The 19,563-nt window shown below is 42.1% G+C and carries 20 protein-coding genes; 17 read left to right on the top strand and 3 right to left on the bottom strand.

Features of this window, described 5'->3' with window-relative positions; all coding sequences use genetic code 11:
- Nucleotides 1-137: 137 nt before the first annotated feature.
- From ACKI5G_RS12205 to ACKI5G_RS12170, 8 genes are all read left to right on the top strand, one after another.
- A complete protein-coding gene (locus tag ACKI5G_RS12205) occupies nucleotides 138-1,319 on the top strand; it encodes a type III PLP-dependent enzyme (protein ID WP_407400733.1) in 1,182 nt (393 codons plus the stop codon).
- A gap of 88 nt (nucleotides 1,320-1,407) precedes the next feature.
- Nucleotides 1,408-2,241 carry a deoxyribonuclease IV gene (locus ACKI5G_RS12200; protein ID WP_407400794.1) on the top strand — a complete coding sequence of 278 codons (834 nt, stop codon included), beginning with the start codon at nucleotides 1,408-1,410 and terminating at the stop codon, nucleotides 2,239-2,241.
- Nucleotides 2,242-2,365: 124 nt separating this feature from the next.
- The gene (locus ACKI5G_RS12195) at nucleotides 2,366-3,019 is read left to right on the top strand and encodes a GntR family transcriptional regulator (RefSeq protein ID WP_407400731.1); all 654 of its coding nucleotides are present in this window, start codon (nucleotides 2,366-2,368) and stop codon (nucleotides 3,017-3,019) included.
- 145 nt (nucleotides 3,020-3,164) lie between these two features.
- Entirely contained in the window at nucleotides 3,165-4,082 is a 918-nt protein-coding gene (garR, locus tag ACKI5G_RS12190) for a 2-hydroxy-3-oxopropionate reductase (RefSeq protein ID WP_407400792.1), read from the top strand.
- A gap of 16 nt (nucleotides 4,083-4,098) precedes the next feature.
- Entirely contained in the window at nucleotides 4,099-5,523 is a 1,425-nt protein-coding gene (locus ACKI5G_RS12185; protein WP_407400729.1) for a four-carbon acid sugar kinase family protein, read from the top strand.
- A 15-nt stretch (nucleotides 5,524-5,538) separates the two neighbouring features.
- Entirely contained in the window at nucleotides 5,539-6,384 is an 846-nt protein-coding gene (locus tag ACKI5G_RS12180) for a ketose-bisphosphate aldolase (RefSeq protein ID WP_407400727.1), read from the top strand.
- Between the two features lie 92 nt (nucleotides 6,385-6,476).
- Complete coding sequence (locus ACKI5G_RS12175) at nucleotides 6,477-7,817, top strand: GntP family permease (RefSeq protein WP_407400790.1); 1,341 nt, start codon at nucleotides 6,477-6,479, stop codon at nucleotides 7,815-7,817.
- A 170-nt stretch (nucleotides 7,818-7,987) separates the two neighbouring features.
- The gene (locus ACKI5G_RS12170; protein WP_407400725.1) at nucleotides 7,988-9,253 is read left to right on the top strand and encodes an NAD(P)/FAD-dependent oxidoreductase; all 1,266 of its coding nucleotides are present in this window, start codon (nucleotides 7,988-7,990) and stop codon (nucleotides 9,251-9,253) included.
- 58 nt (nucleotides 9,254-9,311) lie between these two features.
- On the opposite strand, the gene ACKI5G_RS12165 is transcribed toward ACKI5G_RS12170, so the two are convergent.
- The gene (locus tag ACKI5G_RS12165; RefSeq protein WP_407400723.1) at nucleotides 9,312-10,538 is read right to left on the bottom strand and encodes a nucleotidyltransferase family protein; all 1,227 of its coding nucleotides are present in this window, start codon (nucleotides 10,536-10,538) and stop codon (nucleotides 9,312-9,314) included.
- Nucleotides 10,539-10,704: 166 nt separating this feature from the next.
- Between ACKI5G_RS12165 and mnmA the strand changes: the two genes are divergently transcribed.
- From mnmA to ACKI5G_RS12130, 7 genes are all read left to right on the top strand, one after another.
- Complete coding sequence (gene mnmA, locus ACKI5G_RS12160; protein ID WP_407400721.1) at nucleotides 10,705-11,781, top strand: tRNA 2-thiouridine(34) synthase MnmA; 1,077 nt, start codon at nucleotides 10,705-10,707, stop codon at nucleotides 11,779-11,781.
- Between the two features lie 28 nt (nucleotides 11,782-11,809).
- Entirely contained in the window at nucleotides 11,810-12,859 is a 1,050-nt protein-coding gene (locus ACKI5G_RS12155) for a hypothetical protein (protein ID WP_407400719.1), read from the top strand.
- Nucleotides 12,860-12,879: 20 nt separating this feature from the next.
- Nucleotides 12,880-13,674: a hypothetical protein gene (locus ACKI5G_RS12150; protein ID WP_407400717.1), complete on the top strand. Its 795-nt coding sequence runs from the start codon at nucleotides 12,880-12,882 to the stop codon at nucleotides 13,672-13,674.
- A 115-nt stretch (nucleotides 13,675-13,789) separates the two neighbouring features.
- On the top strand, nucleotides 13,790-14,677 hold the full coding sequence (locus tag ACKI5G_RS12145; RefSeq protein WP_407400788.1) for an ABC transporter substrate-binding protein: 888 nt from the start codon (nucleotides 13,790-13,792) through the stop codon (nucleotides 14,675-14,677).
- Nucleotides 14,678-14,701: 24 nt separating this feature from the next.
- Nucleotides 14,702-15,466: an ABC transporter ATP-binding protein gene (locus tag ACKI5G_RS12140; RefSeq protein ID WP_027396933.1), complete on the top strand. Its 765-nt coding sequence runs from the start codon at nucleotides 14,702-14,704 to the stop codon at nucleotides 15,464-15,466.
- Nucleotides 15,454-16,197: an ABC transporter permease gene (locus ACKI5G_RS12135; RefSeq protein WP_407400715.1), complete on the top strand. Its 744-nt coding sequence runs from the start codon at nucleotides 15,454-15,456 to the stop codon at nucleotides 16,195-16,197. Before ACKI5G_RS12140 ends, ACKI5G_RS12135 begins: the two co-directional genes overlap by 13 nt.
- A 176-nt stretch (nucleotides 16,198-16,373) precedes the next feature.
- Nucleotides 16,374-16,673: a late competence development ComFB family protein gene (locus tag ACKI5G_RS12130; protein WP_407400713.1), complete on the top strand. Its 300-nt coding sequence runs from the start codon at nucleotides 16,374-16,376 to the stop codon at nucleotides 16,671-16,673.
- 84 nt (nucleotides 16,674-16,757) lie between these two features.
- On the opposite strand, the gene ACKI5G_RS12125 is transcribed toward ACKI5G_RS12130, so the two are convergent.
- Together ACKI5G_RS12125 and ACKI5G_RS12120 are read right to left on the bottom strand one after the other, a co-directional pair.
- Complete coding sequence (locus tag ACKI5G_RS12125; RefSeq protein ID WP_407400711.1) at nucleotides 16,758-18,128, bottom strand: pyruvate carboxylase subunit B; 1,371 nt, start codon at nucleotides 18,126-18,128, stop codon at nucleotides 16,758-16,760.
- A gap of 154 nt (nucleotides 18,129-18,282) precedes the next feature.
- Nucleotides 18,283-18,477, bottom strand: coding sequence for a DUF896 domain-containing protein (locus ACKI5G_RS12120; protein WP_407400709.1), 195 nt, complete (start codon nucleotides 18,475-18,477; stop codon nucleotides 18,283-18,285).
- Between the two features lie 327 nt (nucleotides 18,478-18,804).
- On the opposite strand from ACKI5G_RS12120, the gene ACKI5G_RS12115 reads away from it, so the two are divergent.
- Together ACKI5G_RS12115 and ACKI5G_RS12110 are read left to right on the top strand one after the other, a co-directional pair.
- Entirely contained in the window at nucleotides 18,805-19,074 is a 270-nt protein-coding gene (locus ACKI5G_RS12115; RefSeq protein WP_027396938.1) for an ACT domain-containing protein, read from the top strand.
- A 63-nt stretch (nucleotides 19,075-19,137) separates the two neighbouring features.
- A partial coding sequence (locus tag ACKI5G_RS12110; RefSeq protein ID WP_407400707.1) for a DUF711 family protein occupies nucleotides 19,138-19,563 on the top strand: 426 nt, incomplete at its 3' end.

Below are 19,563 nucleotides of genomic sequence, written 5' to 3'. Positions count from 1 at the left end.
AATGTATGTAAAAAAATACAATAATATGAATTTTTCTATTGTAGAATACTGTTGAATGTAATAAAATACACTCTGAAAGTATATTTCATTATATTAGGTATACTTAATATTTATAGAAAAGGTCGTGTTAATGTGATATGAAAAGTTTCAGACTTACCGAAAAGGAAATGAACGCAATGGCAGAACGGATTCAGACCCCGTTTCTGGTAACATCACTGGATAAAGTGGCAGAGAACTACCGCTTCCTGCGGACTCATTTGCCTCGGGCTAGTGTATATTACGCTATAAAGGCAAATCCTACGCCAGAGGTTTTGCAGATGCTGGCAGAAATGGGCTCCCATTTTGATGTGGCCTCCGCTGGTGAAATTGAAGCACTGGCAGAGCTGGGGATTGATGGTTCCCGCATGATTTACGCCAACCCTGTTAAGGATGCTAAGGGATTGCAGGCATCTGTGGATAATGGAGTGAATCGCTTTACCTTCGATGATGAATCCGAGATTACAAAGATGGCTGATGCTGTTCCGGGTGCTGATGTGCTGGTTCGTATACAGGTTCGCAACAATAAGGCGTTGGTGGATCTGAATACCAAGTTTGGGGCGCCGATGGATGAGGCGCTGGAGCTTTTGGAGCAGGCAGAAAAGGCTGGTCTTCATGCCAGGGGGATTTGCTTTCATGTAGGCAGTCAGTCCCTTTCAACAGCGGCTTATGAAGAGGCTCTGCTCTTGGTTCGTAATCTTTTCGATGAGGCTGAGGCCCGTGGTATGCATTTAACCGATTTGGATATCGGCGGTGGCTTCCCGATTCCTGATGCTGATGGACTGGCCGTGGATTTGGCAGCAATGATGGCGTCCATCAACCACCAGCTTGATCGCCTTTTTCCAGATACAAAGGTGTGGATGGAGCCAGGAAGATTTATGTGTGGTACAGCAGTAAATCTGGTAACATCTGTAATTGGCACAAAGAATCGAGGGGGCAACCCTTGGTATATTCTTGATGAGGGGATTTATGGATGCTTCTCTGGTATAATGTACGACCACTGGACATATCCTTTGCATTGCTTTGGTAAGGGACCCCTTAAGGCATCTACCTTTGGTGGCCCAAGCTGTGATGGTATAGATGTGCTTTATCGTGACTTTATGGCACCCAAGCTGTCTGTAGGAGACAGGGTATTGGTAACTGAAATGGGTTCCTATACCAGTGTCAGTGCGTCCCGTTTTAATGGCTTTGAGTTGGCTCCTAACTTTATTTTTGAGGAGCAGCCTGAGTGTGCCGCCAGATCGTCTGATGAGGTGGAAGAAACAGACGATGTGGCTATTTAACGGGTCAAATATATGATTATTCTACCGCTAATTTGATTTTTATTTGGTCAGATTAGCGGTAAATTTTTTAAGGGAAGGGTATATGGAAATGCTTAATATTGGAAATCATGTGTCTTCCTCAAAGGGCTATTTGGCCATGGGTAAGGAAATTACCGGCATAAACGGTAATGTATTTGCTTTTTTTACCAGAAATCCGCGGGGTGGTAAAGCTAAAGAGATTGATGAATCTGATGTAAAAAAGTTTTTGGAATACAAGAAGGATCATAATATTGGTACTTTAGTAGCCCACGCGCCATATACATTGAATCCATCTGCTGCAAAGTCGGAGCTTCGAGAATTTGCCCACAATGTTATGGCTGATGATTTGGTGCGCATGGAATATACACCTGGTAATCTCTATAATTTTCACCCGGGAAGTCATGTCCAGCAGGGGGCAGAGGTGGCTGTTGAACTTATTAGTGAGCTGCTCAATAATGTGTTGAAAAAGGAACAAAGTACAACTGTGTTGTTGGAAACCATGTCAGGTAAGGGTACTGAAGTAGGTCGCAGCTTTCAGGAGCTTAAGGCCATTATTGACAAGGTTGCTTTAAAGGATCAGCTTGGAGTATGCCTTGATACTTGTCATGTATACAGTGCTGGTTATGATATAGTCAATAATCTTGATGGCGTGCTAAAGGAGTTTGACGAGGTTATTGGCATTGACCGTCTGAGGGCAATTCATCTTAATGACAGCATGACACCATTTGGGTCCAATAAGGATCGCCATGAAAGGATAGGCAAGGGCACTATTGGATTTGAGGCATTTGTAAGGATAATAAATCATCCTCAGCTGAGACACTTGCCATTTATATTGGAAACTCCAAACGATAATGCAGGCTACGCCCATGAAATATCTATACTTCGTCAGGCATACAAAGAATAATATGCTTGGTGTATAATGCGAAATATTCACACAAAAATATAAAAAATGAAAAAATAATAAAAAGTGATTGCAAAATGTGTGTTGTGTGTAGTATACTACATACAACAAGGGAGGGTATCATAACATGATAAAAAAGGTATCCTATAAAGATCAGGTATATGATTATTTGCGTCATGCTATTGTAGATGGCACTCTTCATGAGGGTGAAATATACTCAGAGCAGATGATAGCAGACCAGCTGAATGTTTCCAGGACTCCGGTTCGTGAGGCGGTTCAGCAGCTTAGAAATGAAGATTTTATAGAGGTGTATCTGAATCGTGGCTTTGGCATAAAGCCGGTTTCAGTGGAGCTTGTCAATGAAATTATCCAGGCTCGGGAAACAATAGAGGGCTGTACGCTTCGCTGTCTTGCGGATGGCTTAAATACAAAAAAAGGACAGGACGCCATTGCTATAATGGATGATTGTCTGGAAAATACCATGAAAAAGCTGCGGGGGCAGGATAACCATTATGAGTATATGCAGGCAGATGTGGTATTTCATGAAGCCAGTATAAATTATACGGGGAATATTTATTTTATCCGTATGTTTCATATGATGCAGGCCCAGGTGGAAAGAATTACCATCAGTTCACTGGCTTTCCAAAATCGTCATGAGATGGCCTTTCATGAACATGAAAGCATTTTGAAGGCACTTAAGTCCGGTGACGGCGATGGAGCAGTACAGGCACTGCATGAGCATATGGATAAAACTCGGGAATTACTAAGCAAGCATGTATAACGCTATACAATGTGATTTTGTTAGAAAAAAGGGGTAAAGCATATCCCTTTTTTATAGGCAAGAGTAGTATGCTACATGCTACATTGTTTTAACATTAAGTAGTATGCTACACATCACATACTAAAATAAGGGTAAAATAAGAGAGATTTTTTTAAGGGAGGAAGTTTTTATGTCAAAGGTAGGTTTTATTGGTCTCGGAATCATGGGTAAGCCTATGGTTCGTAATCTTCTTAAGGCAGGTATCGAAACAACTGTATATGATATCAATGCCGAGGCTGTGGAGACTCTGGCAAAGGAGGGTGCAAAGAAGGGCAGCTCTCCTAAGGAAACAGCTCAGGGACAGGATGTAGTTATTACAATGGTTCCTAACGGCAAAATAGTTGCTTCTCTTTTGCAGGGTGAGAATGGAATTTTAGCAGGTGTAAAAGAAGGAACAATAATTGCTGATATGAGTTCTGTAACCCCTGTTGAGTCCAAACAGTTTGCCCAGTGGGCACAGGAAAAGGGCTGTGATTTCCTTGATTCGCCAGTAAGCGGCGGTGAGCCTGGTGCCATCAATGCAACTTTGGCATTTATGATTGGCGGCAAAGAAAGTGTCGTGGAAAAGATGAAAGACGTGTTCGATGCCATGGGTACATCTGTTACTGTTGTAGGCCCTAATGGCAGCGGGTCTGTTACCAAGCTGGCAAATCAGGTTATTGTTAATTTGAATATTGCAGCCGTTTCAGAGGCTTTGGTTCTGGCCCAGAAGGCAGGTGCAGATCCTAAAAAGGTTTATGAAGCCATTCGTGGAGGCTTGGCTGGCAGCGTGGTACTGGATGCCAAGGCACCTATGATGTATAGTCGTAATTTTAAGCCAGGTGGGACATTGGCCATAAACTTAAAGGATATTACCAACGTTATGGATACTGCAAAGAGCTTGGAGGTTCCTCTCGTTCTTACCAGTGAACTGCAGCAGATTATGCTTAGTCTGAAGGCAACTGGTCATATTATGGATGACCACAGCGGCATTGTTCAGTTCTATGAGCATATTGCCGGTGTTGAGGTAAAAACTGCTGAGTAAGTTGGGAGGGTCAGTTATGGCAAAGGTTTTAAAAAGTGAGCTTTTTGCAAAAATTAAACAAGTGGATGAGGCTAAAGTTGATGCTGCTTTACAGGTGGCATTAAAAGATTTTGATAAGAAAATCGTAGTTTTGGATGATGACCCAACCGGTGTTCAAACTGTTCACGATATTTCAGTATATACTGATTGGACAGAGGAAAGCATTGCAGCTGGCTTTGAAGAAGCCAATTCAATGTTTTTTATCCTGACCAATTCCCGGGCATTTTCTGCTGAATATACCAAGGAACAGCATACTATTATGGCACAGCGTATAGCAGCAGAGGCAAAGAAGCGTAATCAGGGCTTTATGATTATAAGCCGCAGCGATTCCACACTTCGGGGACATTATCCATTGGAGACAGAAACCTTGCGCAAGGTGGTAGAAGCTGAGGGGAGTCAGCTTATTGATGGTGAAGTATTAATGCCATTCTTCAAAGAGGGGGGGCGTTTTACCATTGAAAATGTCCATTATGTGCAGGAAGATGAATATCTGACTCCTGCTGGGGAAACGGAGTTTGCCAAGGATAAGACCTTCAGTTATACCAAGTCCAATATGGCTGAGTATATTGAGGAAAAAACCAAGGGTCAGTTTAAGAAGGAATGTGTTACTTGCATTTCCCTTGATGACCTTAGGGATTTCAATATAGATAAAATTTCAGATCAGCTTCTGGCTGTTAAAGACTTCAATAAAGTAATTGTTAATGCTGTTGATTATGTAGATGTGAAGGTCTTTGCAATTGCTTTAATAAAGGCCATGAATAAGGGTAAGAGCTTCATGTTCCGTACAGCAGCGGCCTTTACAAAGATTATTGGCGGTGTTTCGGACAAACCTCTCCTGACCCGTGATGAGCTTGTTGCCCCTGGCAATAATAATGGGGGACTTATCATTATCGGTTCCCACGTCCAGAAAACTACCAAGCAGTTTGAAGAGCTTAAAAAGAGTCCATACGTAAAATGTATTGAATTTAATCACATGCTGGTTTTGGAGCCTGAAAAGCTGGAAGCTGAACTGAAAAGAATTGTTGAAGAAGTGGAGAATGATATCCAAAATGGGCAGACAGTTGTGGTTTATACAGGACGTAAACGGTTTGATGCAGGCTCTGAGGAAGAATCTCTGCGGGTATCAGTAAAGATTTCCGAGGCTATCACCAGTATCGTAAATCGTATTTCCATTCAGCCAAGCTTCCTTATTGCGAAGGGTGGCATTACCTCCAGTGATGTGGGCACCAAGGGATTATCTGTAAAGCATGCTCTCGTTATGGGGCAGGTGGCTCCTGGTATTCCTGTATGGAAAACCGGCACTGAGAGTAAATTCCCGAATATGGCCTATGTGATTTTCCCAGGCAATGTGGGAGCTGTTGATACTCTTCGTAAGGTTGTGGATATGCTTTGTACTAAGTAATAGGAGAATGTAGTTATGTTGATGAATTTGCGAGAAATTCTGCAATTGGCTGAAGAGAAAAAAATGGCCGTTGGTTCCTTTAACGTGTATAATGTGGAATCTATACAGGCAGTTATGTCAGCAGCTCACAATACTGGCTCACCGACAATTGTATCCTTTGGAGAAAGCTATGATAAGCACATGCCATTGGAGGCTATGGCTTCATTGTTTAAGTTTTATGCTGAAAATAGTGATTTGCCGCTGGTGCTTCATCTTGACCACAGTAAAAATAAGGAAACAATTTATAGGGCATTAAAGGCTGGGTTTACTTCCATTATGTATGATGGTTCAGCAAAACCATTGGAGGATAATATTCAGGAAAGTCGTTATGTGGCAGAGGTTGTCCATGGCATGGGGGCCAGCTTGGAAGGGGAGCTGGGATATATGAATCCAGAGGACGGTACCCCTACTGTTCCCGGAGAGCAAGGGAGCTTCACGACAGTAAATGATGCCAGGGAATATTCCAAGAAAGCTGGTGCCGATGCACTGGCTATAGCTATCGGCAATGCCCATGGCATATACAAAGGAGAACCGAAGCTGGACCTAAACCGCCTTGATGATATCAATAAGGCTGTTAAGATTCCATTGGTTTTGCATGGAAGCTCTGGTATTCCAGAGAGTCTGCTGCGTCAGGCAATAGATTTGGGCATAAGGAAAATCAACATAAATACTGAAGTATCTACTACAGGTGTTAAAACTGCAAGGGAGTTTTTGGCTGCTCATACAGAGGCAAATACAAGATTTGAAGCTGTAACCAAGGCGGCTGAAAAGCAGATGACAAAAGTGGTAGAGTCATATATGAATTTGTTTAATAAGGCTTAAACAGAAAAAGTGGGGCTGATGTCTTTTAGGGGATGACATCAGTGTTATAAAGCTAAAAAAGAATTTTATGTAAGGGGGAGATTCTTTTGTTAATGGTTATTTTCTTAAGTGGTATCATTTTATTGATGCTGCTGATTATCAAGTTTAAGGTAAATCCATTTTTGGCATTAATTTTAACATCCTTGGTTATTGGAGTAGCGGCAGGATTGCCAGTACCAAAAATCTTAAGCAGTGTATCATCAGGATTTGGAGGTACACTGGGTGGTATAGGTATAGTAATCGCCTTAGGTATAATGCTGGGTGAGTTGTTGTATCAAACTGGTGGAACTGAAGAAATAGCCAGCTTGGCACTTCGAAAAATAGGTGTAAAAAATTCACCTTTGGCTATGGCCTTGACTGGTGTTATAGTAGCCATTCCTGTGTATTTTGATGCAGCCTTTGTAATCCTTGTAAATCTTGCCCGTCAATTATCTGAAAAGACTGGTATTCCATTGGCAAGATTCGTAACAGCTCTGGGTGTAGGCCTTATTATTGGTCATTGTATAATCATTCCTACTCCAGGCCCAATGGCTGTTGCAGGGGCATTAAATGCTTCCGTTGGTTCCTTCGTTCTATATTCTATCATTGTTGCCGTACCAGCTGCTTTGGTGGGTGGTGTGCTGTATTCCAAGCTGACAGTAAAGCATTTCTTTCCAGAGCAGTGCGGACACGAAAAAATGGATGTTGATGTATCTGAGGACTATGGACGGTCCAGTGAGCATTGTTCCGGAACTCTGGCTATACTGCTGATTTTGTTCCCTATTATATTGATTCTGATTGGTACAGTTGCCGGTGCTGTTTTGGATAAGGAATCTACCCTTGGTATGATTTGCGCATTTATTGGTGACAAGAATGTTGCCCTGTTCCTTGGTGTAGTTGCCGCATTAATGGCTCTGAAGAAATATTTTAAGTCTCCTGCAGAAGAGATGATTACTGGTGCAGCCAGTCAGGCTGGTATGGTGCTCCTGATTACAGGTGCAGGCGGAAGCTTTGGTGCTCTTATTAACGCCACCGGAATTGGTGATTACATTGTCGCCACAATGCATGATTTTAATGTACCACTTATCATTCTTGGTTTTACTCTTAGCCAGATTCTTCGTGCTGCCCAGGGCTCTGCTACCGTAGCCCTTGTTACAACTGCAGCAATTGTTGCCCCATCTATTGAATCTATGGGGGCTTCCCCGATTCTTGTTGGTTTGGCTATTTGCTGCGGCGGTGTAGGCTTGTCTTTGCCAAATGATTCTGGCTTCTGGGTTATTAACCGTTTCTCCGGCTTTACCTTCCCACAGACGATGAAGGCGTGGACAATCGGTGGATTTGTGGCTGGCCTTACAGGATTGGTGATTATTTTGATTCTCAGCATGTTCCAGAATGTACTGCCAGGTCTTATGTAATTAATCTTTGAATAGTCCATTTATTATCCCATATTTTCATTATATAAATGTCCCTACAAGACTTTTGTAAAAAAGCTTGTAGGGATGATTTATATATGTATATTATTTATTGCAAAGATGTGGTATAATAACTTGTCTTAATAGTAATAGCTAAAAAGGAGCGATATGTATTGACTGAGAAAATACCTCATGTTGTTATAGTTGGTGCAGGGTTTGGTGGCGTTGCAGCCATGAAGGCTCTTAAAAATGAAAATGTAAAGATTACATGGGTGGATAGAACCAATTATCATCTGTTCCAGCCATTGTTGTACCAGTTATCTACGGCGGTGCTTTCCACAGATGATATTTCCTTCCCGGTTAGAGCCATGTTCCGTAAGCGGAAAAATATGGATCTGTTTATGGCCAAGGCCATTGGCATTGACGGCAAAAATAAAATTCTCCATACAAACCACGGTGATATATCCTATGATTATCTTATTGTGGCGGCTGGTGCCACTAATAACTTTTTTGGCATGGAAAATGTGGAGAAATATTCCTATGGTATGAAGACTATTCAGGAAGCCCTTCATATCAGAAATCATGCCCTTCATATGTTTGAACGTGCCAACAAGCAGGAAGACAGCGAAGAGGAGCGCCGTAAAATGCTTACCTTTGTATGTGTAGGTGGTGGCCCGACAGGCGTAGAGGAAGCTGGAGCATTGGCAGAGCTGGTGGCCGTTCAGAAGCTTGATTATCCAAATCTGAACTTTGATGAAGTTAGCATAAAGCTCATAGAGGCCACAGACAAGGTTTTGCCTATGATGCCTGAAAAGCTTCAGAAATATACTCTTGAGGTTTTGAAGAAAAAGGGCGTTGAGGTTATGCTGAATACCCAGGTGGCAGATTGCAGCGAGGATGGACTTACCCTAAAGGATGGTACCTTTATTCCAAGTAGGACTGTAATCTGGGCGGCTGGTGTCAGGGCCCATGATTTGGCATCTACCATTGGAACTGAGTGTGACAGGGCTGGCCGTGTAATTGTGGAAAAGACATTACAGGTCCCAGGCTATCCAGAGATTTTTGCCATCGGTGATAATGCTCACTTCTTACAGGATGGCAGACCTTTGCCAACAGTGGCTCCAGTGGCTAATCAGGAGGCCAGGGCTGCGGCGGATAATATTGTTCGCATGATTAAGGGTGAAAAGCTGCGGGAATTTGTCTACAAGGATTATGGCAGCATGGCTACTATTGGCCGTTGTGAAGCGGTAGTTTCCTGGGGCTTCTTGAAAATCGGTGGCTTTTGGGCATGGATGATCTGGATGTTCCTGCACTTGTTACGGTTGGAGGGCGCCCATGAGGATATTACCGTAGGCATAAAATGGTTCTGGAACTTTATTTCTGGTACCCGCCTTGGTCGTATAATTACTAACATTAGATTTGAAGAGCTGGAAAAGTAAATACTAACCTTAAATAAAAATGTCGCCGAACTGTTATTGGAACAAGTTGGCGACTTTTTTAATTACGTTCAATATAAATCGGTGACATGGTAAAGTCCTTATTTAGCTCTGGTGAGTTTTGACAGAGCTGACATAGATTATTGTACTGAATATCATAATACAATTGCTTGTGGAGAGGTGTTGGCAGGTTTTTGCTGATAAAATCCCGACGGTTGATGTACTGGGTTATTTTGGTAACAACAGGTATGGAAGCCGTCTTTTTTATTTCCTTTATCATATTTCGGCCACGGTTATCAAATGCCAGAACCCTTGCGTAAGCTACCCCTGTATCATCTGCCTCATTCATCAGTGTTTTTTTTACGTCCAACAGAATAGTGTGAATAAGACGGTTGATTCTTGTTCTTTGGTAGCGTTTTCCGATAAGCTGGTTGGTAAATTCTGTAAGGGTAGGGGAAGCGGCTGCCTCAATCAGCTTGTATTCAAGACCCTCATTGATGGAGTATATATCCCTGAGTTTTTCAGGAGGGGTGTGTAAAATTTTTAATTGGAGGGCAGGATATAGCTTATCCAATGAACCCAGATCATTTGGCGTTAGCCTTGACAGCATTTCGAAGGTGTTTTTAGGTACAACCTTGGATAATTCACCGGTTTTGGATTGTGTCATCATTTTTCTTATGGCAGTGCCGCTGGCATATCCTTCTACAGCTTCCATGTCATTGTGGGCAGTGCCGATTCTTTTAAGTGGCATGATATCAATACTGGAGCTTAACTTCTTAAGTGCCTTTATATATTCAATAGCTAAAATGGTATTAGGCTCCTTTAAAACATCAACCTCTATGTCAGTAAGTTCAGATATAATTTGGGCTGTGGCTGTTGCATAGGAAACGCCTTGCTTTAACATGAATTGGAGCTTGTCCCTATGGGTTGAAATATCAATGGAAGCGGCTTTACGCAGCATATCAATATCAGGATATTCTGTGCTGAAAGCCAGCTTGTCCATTACGCCTAACTGATGTAAAAGAGAAATGCCTCCAAAGGCAAAATGCTGGGCACTGCGGCATGAAAAGATAGCGGGTATTTCCAGAACCAGATTGGCACCGTTTTCAATTGCCAGAAAGGCCCGTTGCCACTTGTCCAATATTGGCAATTCGCCCCGTTGACTAATACCACCGCTGATACAGGCGATGATATTGGTATCATTGCCCAATTTATCCCGTATTATATTTATTTGATAAAGATGTCCATTGTGAAATGGATTGTATTCTGCAATTATACCAGTAATCATATTAAGCTCCAAGGTAGATAATAGTTCTTAGGTTATTTTAGCAGAGTTAAAAAGAATCATAAATGGTATAGGCGATATTTTTTCATAAAATGGAAAAATCGAAACAATAGGCGTATAATAAAGTAGGTGAATAAGGTATGCAAGTTTCCTTAGGAGGTTTACTATTATGAAGAAAAAAGTGGCTGTGGCCATGAGCGGTGGTGTTGATAGCTCTCTGGTAGCTACACTTTTAAAGGAAGAAGGCTATGAGGTTATTGGTATTACCATGCGCCTAAGTGATGAAGGGCGTGGTTTTTGTCTTTCTCCGGAGGCTGAGGCGGCAGCGCTGCTTTCTGTAAAGGATGCACAAAGAGTTGCTGAGCAATTGGGGATTCAGCATTATGTGGCTGATTTCCGGGATATGTTTAAAACCAAGGTGATAGATTATTTTTTGGATGAATATGCACAGGGGCGTACACCTAATCCTTGTGTGGCCTGCAATCCTCAGATAAAGTTTGGGGCCCTTTTAAATAAGGCCCAGGAGCTGGGAGCTGATTTTTTTGCCACTGGTCATTACGCCCGCATTAAGCAGGATGAAAATGGCAGATATGGTCTATATACTGGTGTAGATAAGCACAAGGACCAATCCTATGCCCTATACCGTATAAAACAAGAGGTTTTAAAGCATATAATTTTGCCGCTTGGGGAGTTTACCAAAGTGAAAACCCGGGAATTGGCAGAGAAATATGACCTGGTGGTGGCTAAAAAGGCTGAAAGTCAGGAGGTTTGCTTCGTTCCTGATGATGATTATAAGGCCATGCTGAAAAGGTTCCGTCCTCAATGTTTGAAGCCAGGAGATATTGTGGATCTTCAAGGCAATGTGTTGGGCCATCATGAGGGGGTACCTCTGTATACCATTGGTCAGCGCAAGGGATTGGGGATTGCATATCCGGAGCCACTTTATGTAGTTAAGCTGGATATGGCTAAAAATCAGGTGGTTGTTGGCAATAATCAGGCTGTATTTGCGGATAGCCTTATTGCTGAAAAAATGAATTGGCTGGCCTTTGATGAACTTAAGGAAGCAATTAAGGTGAACGCCCGCATTCGTTATGGTGCAAGAGAGGGAATGGGGGTCGTGGCACCACTTGATAATGGCAGAGTAAAGGTTACCTTTGATAATCCACAAAGAGCTGTAACGCCTGGACAGTCTGTAGTTTTCTATAATGGAGACCAGGTTGTGGGCGGCGGAATCATAGTTGAATAATTATTATATATAAAGGGAAGTGTCTAGTATGAGCAGCTTTGCACAATCTGTAAAGTACAGACTATTTGCTATTCTGGTAGTGGCCGTAGTGGCTGTAATTGGCGGTGTATGGTGGTACGCGGCATATTATACTAATACGCCGGAATATACCATACAGATGATTCAGGAATGTATAGAGAATCACGACAAGGATAAGATTAAGAAATATATAGATTTTGACCACCTGTTGGATACCAGTAGCGATGCTCTGCTGGAAGGATTGGTGGATGCCAGCATACCAGCTGTGGGGGATGCCAAGGATGCAGTAAGCAGTTTTAGCCGCATGTTTAAGGCTCCTGTGATTATGAGCTTGCAGATGGCTATTGATAATTATGTTGAAAATGGTCAGTGGGCCAAGAGCAACGGTACTGAGGGGATGGGCACTGTAGATGCAGATATGGTGCTGCAAAAGTCAGGCCTGGGAGCAACCTCCTTCAGAAAGCTGGACAGTATGGCTGTGGATAGTGATAATGGTACGGCTGTTGCCAAGGTACGGGTGTTCCAGGAAGAAGCCAACGAGGAATTTATCCTTGATGTGGAATTTGTAAAGAAGGATGATGGAGGCTGGCAGTTATATGAAATCACCAATTTAAAGGATTTTATTACCATGGTGAACCATTCCCGCCGTGATAATGTCAAGCAATATCTTGATCAATCCTCTACAATTATGTCCAATCATGATAGCAAGGTAATGTCCTTGGAGCAGGAGGTAAGCAGCATTCTTAATGGTGGTTCACTGGGAAACGCTGATACCAGAAAAGATCTTAAAAATATTATGGAAGACAAGGTGGTTCCTGAGTGGCAGACCAGAAAGAGTGAGCTGGAGGCTATGAGCGTGCCACCGGCAGCTGGCACACTCCATAGGCTCAGAATTAAGATTTGCGATTTGCATATTGAGTATGCTAAGGGCTATGCTAAATGGATGGATGATAAAAATGCTTCTACCATCAGAACAGCTGATGCCGCACTGAAGCAGGCCAGAACTCTGGAAAAGGAAGCAGAGCTCTTGACCAAGCAGGTAAATTCACATATTAAGTAATAATAAGGAAGAGTAATTAAATGAGTGACAATTTTGATAAGACCCAGCCTATACCAAGGGTAACAGATGATATGGCAGACCAAAAAACTCAGCTGATTAATTATAATCAGGTGAGAAGGTTGGAGCCAATTAATGTAAACCAGAGACAGCTGTTAAATAACGGTGCAGGCCATCATCAGCAGACCCCACCGCCTAAACCACCCAAAAAGAGCGGTAAGGGAAAACTGGCCTTTACTCTGATTCTGGCCTTTGTAGTGGCTTTGTTGGCGGGGCTGTTTATTTCAGGATATATGAGTGAGCAGACCAGCAGGGAGACGCAGCTGAAGACTCAGCAGGAGCTCTCGGACCGTGAGGCCAGAAATGCCGAGGGAAAACAGAATGACCTCAGCTCCAAGAAAAAGCAGCTGGATCAGCGTATTAAGGATTTGGAAGCCCAGCAGCAGGCAGCAAAATCAGAGGCTGATAAGCTAAAGGGCAAAAATGAGCAGATTGATAAGGCCAAGAAGGATAAGTCAGGTGCTGAGAAGGTAATTGATAAATTTACCGGCAAGGACGCCAAGGATGAAAAGGCCGCCAAGGAATCTGCCAGGGAAGAGGAGCAGGCCTTAAATAAGGTGGAGGAGCTAAACCGCTCTATTCAGGAAGCCAAGGAAACCTATGAGGAGGTTAATCGTCAGCTGGATGAATTGGAGGCTATGCGCCAGAAGGCTATAAGGACCAAGGAAGAGGCTGAGAGGGTTTACAACGAAAACAAGGGGCTTATTGATACTATTGTTCATTATGTGGAGCAGGGGATATCCCTTTTTAGTAGATAATAGAACTGAATTGGCCTGGAAAAGGATTTGTTGTTAAATCAATATTAATATGGAGGTTTTTACATTGAAAAAATATTTATTGTTGGCAATATCACTGATTTGTGTTTTTGCAGTAATGGTATCTGGTTGTGGTAATAAGCAGTCTGATAAGGAATTGCAGGCCGTAACTGTTGGTGTAATGCCGGATATTGATTCTGTGCCAATTATTATTGCCCAGGAAAAGGGATATTTTGCTGAAGAGGGCCTTAAGGTCAATATTCAGCAGTTTAAGAGTGCCATGGATAGAGATGCAGCTCTTCAGAGCGGTAATCTGGATGGTGCCATTTCTGACCTTTTGGCCGTTGCCTTTGCCAAGAGTGGTGGCTTTGATGTTAAGGTTACTGCCTATACTGATGGCGATTACAAGCTCATCGCCGGCAAGAATGAAAATGTAGCTTCTCCAAAGGATTTGGCTGGCAAGGATGTGGCAGTGTCCAAGAATACCATCATTGAGTATGTAACTGACCAGATTTCTGTATCCCAGAGTATGAAGGAAGATAGCATTAATAAGGTGGTTATTCCTCAGATTCCAACCCGTCTTGAAATGCTTCAGAATGGAAAGCTGGCGGCGGCGACTCTCCCGGAACCAATGGGAAGTATTGCGGTGGCTAATGGCTGTAAGTTCATTACTGATTCCGAGCAGCTGGGCATCAACCCTGGTGTTATGATGTTTACTGCCAAGTGTGTGGATAATAAAAAGGCTGAGCTTCAGGCCTTCTATCGTGCTTATAACAAGGCTGTAAAGTATCTTAATGAGCATCCGCAGGACGAATATATGGACCTTATTATTGAAAAAAGTGGCTTCCCTGCAATCGCCAAGACTGCCCTGCAGCTGCCTAAGTATCGTGAAGCTGGACTTCCTCAGGAAAAGGATGTAGTTGACTGCATGAAGTGGATGAATTCCAAGGGCCTTATTAAGCAGGAATTCTCCTACAAGGATCTGGTGGTCGATTTATTTAAATAATCAGTTAGATAGTTGGTTTCAGACATGATTAGTATTGAAAATTTATCAGTAAATTATAAATCTGATAGTGATGTCTATACGGCTATATCAGGAATTAATCTTACAATTCCGGAGGGTGGTACCTTGGCGGTTATTGGTCCTTCAGGCTGTGGGAAGTCAACATTGCTGAAGGCCATTGCCGGTCTCATTCCGGAGTATGAAGGTACCATCAAAATAAATGGAGATGAGGTTAATCCCAAAAAGCAGACCATTGGCTTTATGCCCCAGAATTATGGTCTGCTTCCTTGGCGTACGGTTATAGACAATATAAGGCTGGGGATGAAGATAAAGCGGGCACCGGAGCTTTTGGACCGCAAGGTTTTAAAGAAGCTGATGCGTCAGCTGGGAATTGAAGGCCTGGGACATCGTTATCCTACAGAGCTTAGTGGCGGCCAGCAGCAACGAGTGGCATTGGCCAGAGTCTTTGCACTGCAACCTGATGTGCTTTTAATGGATGAGCCTTTTTCCGCTCTTGATGCCATTACACGGGAAGAAATGCAGGATATTTTTTTGAAGTTGTGGCAAAAGAATAATGTTTCCACTATTTTTGTTACTCATTATGTGGAAGAGGCACTGTACCTTGGTCAGAGGATTGCCATATTGTCAGCCAGCTCTGGTAATATAAATCGTATTGTTGATAATCCACTTTTTGGTGGCAAGGACATTCGTCAAAATCCTGAATTCTTTGAAATGAGTCTAAAGCTGAAAAATTCTATTAAGAAGGACTGGAATCAGGCATGGGAAAATTAGTGAGTTTATGGTATCTTTTGGCAGCTGTTGTGTTGACCGTGGTTTGGTTTGTGGTATCACAGCTGGTGGATTTGCCGATTATTCCATCTCCGGTTCTGGTGGTGGAGAATTTAGCTGATATATTCATGAAATATATAGCCATTCATAGCCTATACAGCCTTTGGCGTATCGGAGCCGGGCTTCTTTTGGCAGTAGCTGTAGGACTTCCTTTGGGGGTAATAATGGGATATTTTCCCCAGACCGACCGTTTTTTGGCTCCCGTTGTTTATCTTACATATCCTATTCCTAAAATTGCTCTGCTTCCTATATTGATGCTGTTATTTGGGGTAGGTGAGCTTTCCAAGGTATTTATGATATTCCTTATTATAGTGTTTCAGGTTGTGGTGGCTGTCCGTGACGGTATAAGGGCTATTCCCAATGAAACCTATTATCCATTGTATTCCCTTGGTGCTTCCTTTAAGGATATTTTCTTTGAGGTATTATGGCCTGCCTCCCTGCCAAAATTTATTACGGCAATAAGGGTAGCATTGGCCACAGCAATTTCTGTACTGTTTTTTACTGAAACTTTTGGCACCCAGTATGGAATGGGGTATTTCATTATGGATGCCTGGCTAAGGGTGAATTATCTGGAAATGTATTCGGGAATTGTGGTACTTAGCTTATTGGGACTTATTCTTTTTACTACCATTGATCTTATTGAAAGAAATGCTTGCCATTGGCAGTATAAATAAGATATAAATAAAGTAGAATAGTGTAAAAGTGAAACTTTTGGTCTGATGAATTTTATATATAGTATGCATTATAATAGCTATATATAATAATATATAGCTTGAATAGTTATAGGATGAATTATCCAAAAAAGAGAAAAGAGCGAAAATTTTACACAAAAATGAAGGGGGGATAGGAGATGGCTGTTGAAGTAAAAAATGTGGTGGAAATCTTTGTGGACCAATATTTGGACAAGACCTTGGACAATATTCCAGGGGTTTGTCGCTGTGAGCAGTGCGTTGCTGACATTAAGGCGATTACATTGAATTCCATGAAACCAAAGTATGTCAGCAGTTCAAGGGGAGAAGTGCTTAGCAAGCTGAAGGCTTTCGATCAGGGGAATCAGGTGGAGCTGCTTTGCATCGTAAAGAAAGCAGCAGACATGGTTATGACCAACCCACACCATGAGGTCGTAAAGAAAAAAGGTAATGTCCTATAGCTATTTTGGTAATCAAAAAGACCTATCGCATTGCGATAGGTCTTTTTTGTTAGTTTAGGGTATTTTAAATATTATGCGGAAAAATTATCTATTGTTCTTGAAGAATTCCAATGCTACTGGTGGGAACAGAGCATAGGAGAGTACATCTTCCTCAGAAGCATTTGGATAACCCTTCTCAGCCAGCTCTGCCTTGAAGTCAGCTACCTTAGGCTCCTTGGCATCTGCTACAGCACAGTCAGTGATCATGTCCTCAGGCTTAATCTTCATAGCCTTAAGAACTTCTTCCTTAACTGGCTTTGGAGTCTTACCGAACTTACCACGGGCCAAATCCTTAACCTCGTTAGGAACCATGGTGTAGCGTGGCTGACCATTAGCCATCATAATAACGTTCATGGTAGCCATGGTACCAACAATCTGAGAAGATGGAGTTACAAGTGGAGGGAAACCAAGGTCTTCACGAACCTTAGGCATCTCGTCCAGGAGCTCCTGATACTTGTCAGCAGCGCCCATTTCCTTCAGCTGGTTAACCATGTTGGAAAGCATACCGCCTGGAATCTGGAAATCCAATACTTTTGGATTAACATCGAAGTAACCAGGGAGGTTGAATTCCTTCATGATTTCCTTCTTAACACCCAAGAAGTGCTTAGCAATAGGCTCCATTACCTGACGATCAAGCTTGGTGTCTCTTTCCAGACCTTCCAGAGTAGCAATCATAGTCTCAGTACAAGGCTGGGAAGTATCGTTGGCAAGTGGAGAAAGTGCGCAGTCAATGATGTCAACGCCTGCTTCAATAGCCTTCAGATAAGTCATGGAACCGAAACCAGAGGTGTAGTGAGTGTGAAGCTCAATTGGGAGACCAACCTGTGCTTTCAGCTTTTTAACCAAATCCTCGGCTACATAAGGCTTCAACAGACCGGACATATCTTTAATACAGATGGAGTGAACGCCCATCTTCTTCAGCTCAATTGCCAAATCTACGAAGGTTTGGTTGGTATGGAATGGGCTGATGGTGTAAACAAGACAGCCCTGTACATGTGGCTTCTCTTTTGCTTTCAGAGCTGCATCAATAGCTGTGCGGAGATTAGTTACATCATTCAGTGCATCGAAAATACGGAATACGCCAACACCGTGCTCGGAAGCCTTGTTAACGAAAGCGCGTACAACATCATCAGAGTAGTGGTTGTAACCCAGAAGATTCTGGCCACCCAGCAGCATCTGAATAGGAGTCTTCTTGAGGTGAGCCTTAAGAGTATCAAGGCGCTCCCATGGATCCTCGTTCAGGAAACGAAGGCAGCTATCAAAAGTAGCACCGCCCCATGCCTCAAGAGCGTTGTAGCCGATATTGTCAAGAGCTTCTAACTGAGGAAGCATCTGACCAATACGCATACGGGTTGCCAACAGTGACTGATGGGCGTCACGGAGAACGGTTTCAGTAATTTTTACTGGATTTGACATATTATAACATCTCCTTAAAAATATAATATTAAATTCCCCGAAATATATTGCTTATCCCCTTAAGCAATCTTCAATTCAAGTATAAGTTGTATGATAATTTTTGTCAAACAAATTTGCCAGTAATTAATACCAAATAATGCCATTCGCTACTAAATTAGTGCTGCATATTTTTAGGAAGCTCATCCACAATTTCAATATTATCCAAAACGGATTTCATATTTTCTCTGAAGCTCACCAAATAAGCCTGGCGAAGCTCAGTCTGGCGCTCCTTTTCTTCAGGGGTAAGGCCCACAGAGCGCTGCTTTCTGGATAAAGCGTTTATTTCTTCAATCAGTTCTTTGGTAATCATGTTTCCTCCTAATTATACGTCAAATCAAATACTGAGATATTATAACGCAGTTGTTCAAATTTTTCCATTTATGGAAAAATATTCTTAATTAGGCGTTTCAACGAGACATTAGGTATTATTGTCGAGTTATAACGCAGCTGTTCAATTTTTTCCATTTATGGAAAAAATTCCTATTTAGCATTTTCCATTTCTCTAGTTTATGGAAATTTGCCCACTAGAAGTTTTAGAAAAGTGTTAATAAATAATCATAATTATGGTATAATCATAAAATACTGTAAAGATATTCTATTACAGCGAAAAAATCGGATAAAGGGAGAGAATAGGATTATGAAATTAGTAGTAACCATCTTTGGAAAAGACCAGGTAGGCATTATTGCCAATGTAAGTAATATCTTGGCTGCGAAGAAGGTAAATATTACCAGCGTAAACCAGAATATTGTGGATGGTTTTTTTAACATGATTATGATGGCTGAGCTTACCGATTCCTCTGTAAAATTGGCAGAAATTCAAAAGGAGCTCAAAGAAAAGGGGCACGAGATGAACCTTGAAATAAAGGTTCAGAATCAGGAAATTTTCAATATCATGCATAATGTATAAATGTATGGTGTGAAGCATGATTCGTATGAAAGTTAGTATTGTGCCATTTTGGAGGGCTGTTTTGTGATTACAATTGATAATATCTTAGAAACAAATCGCATGATTACGGAGAATAAGCTGGATGTCCGTACCATTACCATGGGCATTTCTCTCCGCGACTGTGCGCATCCAAATATTAATCAGTTCTGTAAAAATGTATATGACAAAATTACCAAAAGCGCTGAGTTTTTGGTAAAGACCGGTGAAGATATTGAAGCCAAGTATGGTATTCCTATTATTCATAAGCGTATTTCTGTAACACCTATAGCTATCGCTGCTGAGGCTTGTGAAACAGATTCCTTTGTTCCCGTTGCCGAGGTTTTGGATAAGGCGGCAAAAGAGGTGGGGGTAAACTTTATTGGTGGCTTTTCTGCCCTGGTAGAGAAGGGCTTTACCAAAGGAGACAAGATTCTTATTGACTCTATTCCACAGGCACTGTCCACCACAGAT

Source organism: Anaerovibrio sp., from assembly GCF_045637405.1.
Lineage (GTDB): Bacteria > Bacillota > Negativicutes > Selenomonadales > Selenomonadaceae > Anaerovibrio.
Note: the sequence above shows the minus strand (reverse complement) of the source record. Positions and strands in the feature narration are given on the sequence as shown.

Bases quoted from the DNA above. Each gene is read 5' to 3' on its own strand.
- ACKI5G_RS12205 (WP_407400733.1), top strand. From the start codon at position 138: ATGAAAAGTTTCAGACTTACCGAAAAGGAAATGAACGCAATGGCAGAA.
- ACKI5G_RS12200 (WP_407400794.1), top strand. From the start codon at position 1,408: ATGCTTAATATTGGAAATCATGTGTCTTCCTCAAAGGGCTATTTGGCC.
- ACKI5G_RS12195 (WP_407400731.1), top strand. From the start codon at position 2,366: ATGATAAAAAAGGTATCCTATAAAGATCAGGTATATGATTATTTGCGT.
- ACKI5G_RS12185 (WP_407400729.1), top strand. From the start codon at position 4,099: ATGGCAAAGGTTTTAAAAAGTGAGCTTTTTGCAAAAATTAAACAAGTG.
- ACKI5G_RS12180 (WP_407400727.1), top strand. From the start codon at position 5,539: ATGTTGATGAATTTGCGAGAAATTCTGCAATTGGCTGAAGAGAAAAAA.
- ACKI5G_RS12175 (WP_407400790.1), top strand. From the start codon at position 6,477: ATGGTTATTTTCTTAAGTGGTATCATTTTATTGATGCTGCTGATTATC.
- ACKI5G_RS12165 (WP_407400723.1), bottom strand. From the start codon at position 10,538: ATGATTACTGGTATAATTGCAGAATACAATCCATTTCACAATGGACAT.
- mnmA (WP_407400721.1), top strand. From the start codon at position 10,705: ATGAAGAAAAAAGTGGCTGTGGCCATGAGCGGTGGTGTTGATAGCTCT.
- ACKI5G_RS12155 (WP_407400719.1), top strand. From the start codon at position 11,810: ATGAGCAGCTTTGCACAATCTGTAAAGTACAGACTATTTGCTATTCTG.
- ACKI5G_RS12150 (WP_407400717.1), top strand. From the start codon at position 12,880: ATGAGTGACAATTTTGATAAGACCCAGCCTATACCAAGGGTAACAGAT.
- ACKI5G_RS12145 (WP_407400788.1), top strand. From the start codon at position 13,790: ATGGTATCTGGTTGTGGTAATAAGCAGTCTGATAAGGAATTGCAGGCC.
- ACKI5G_RS12140 (WP_027396933.1), top strand. From the start codon at position 14,702: ATGATTAGTATTGAAAATTTATCAGTAAATTATAAATCTGATAGTGAT.
- ACKI5G_RS12135 (WP_407400715.1), top strand. From the start codon at position 15,454: ATGGGAAAATTAGTGAGTTTATGGTATCTTTTGGCAGCTGTTGTGTTG.
- ACKI5G_RS12130 (WP_407400713.1), top strand. From the start codon at position 16,374: ATGGCTGTTGAAGTAAAAAATGTGGTGGAAATCTTTGTGGACCAATAT.
- ACKI5G_RS12125 (WP_407400711.1), bottom strand. From the start codon at position 18,128: ATGTCAAATCCAGTAAAAATTACTGAAACCGTTCTCCGTGACGCCCAT.
- ACKI5G_RS12120 (WP_407400709.1), bottom strand. From the start codon at position 18,477: ATGATTACCAAAGAACTGATTGAAGAAATAAACGCTTTATCCAGAAAG.
- ACKI5G_RS12115 (WP_027396938.1), top strand. From the start codon at position 18,805: ATGAAATTAGTAGTAACCATCTTTGGAAAAGACCAGGTAGGCATTATT.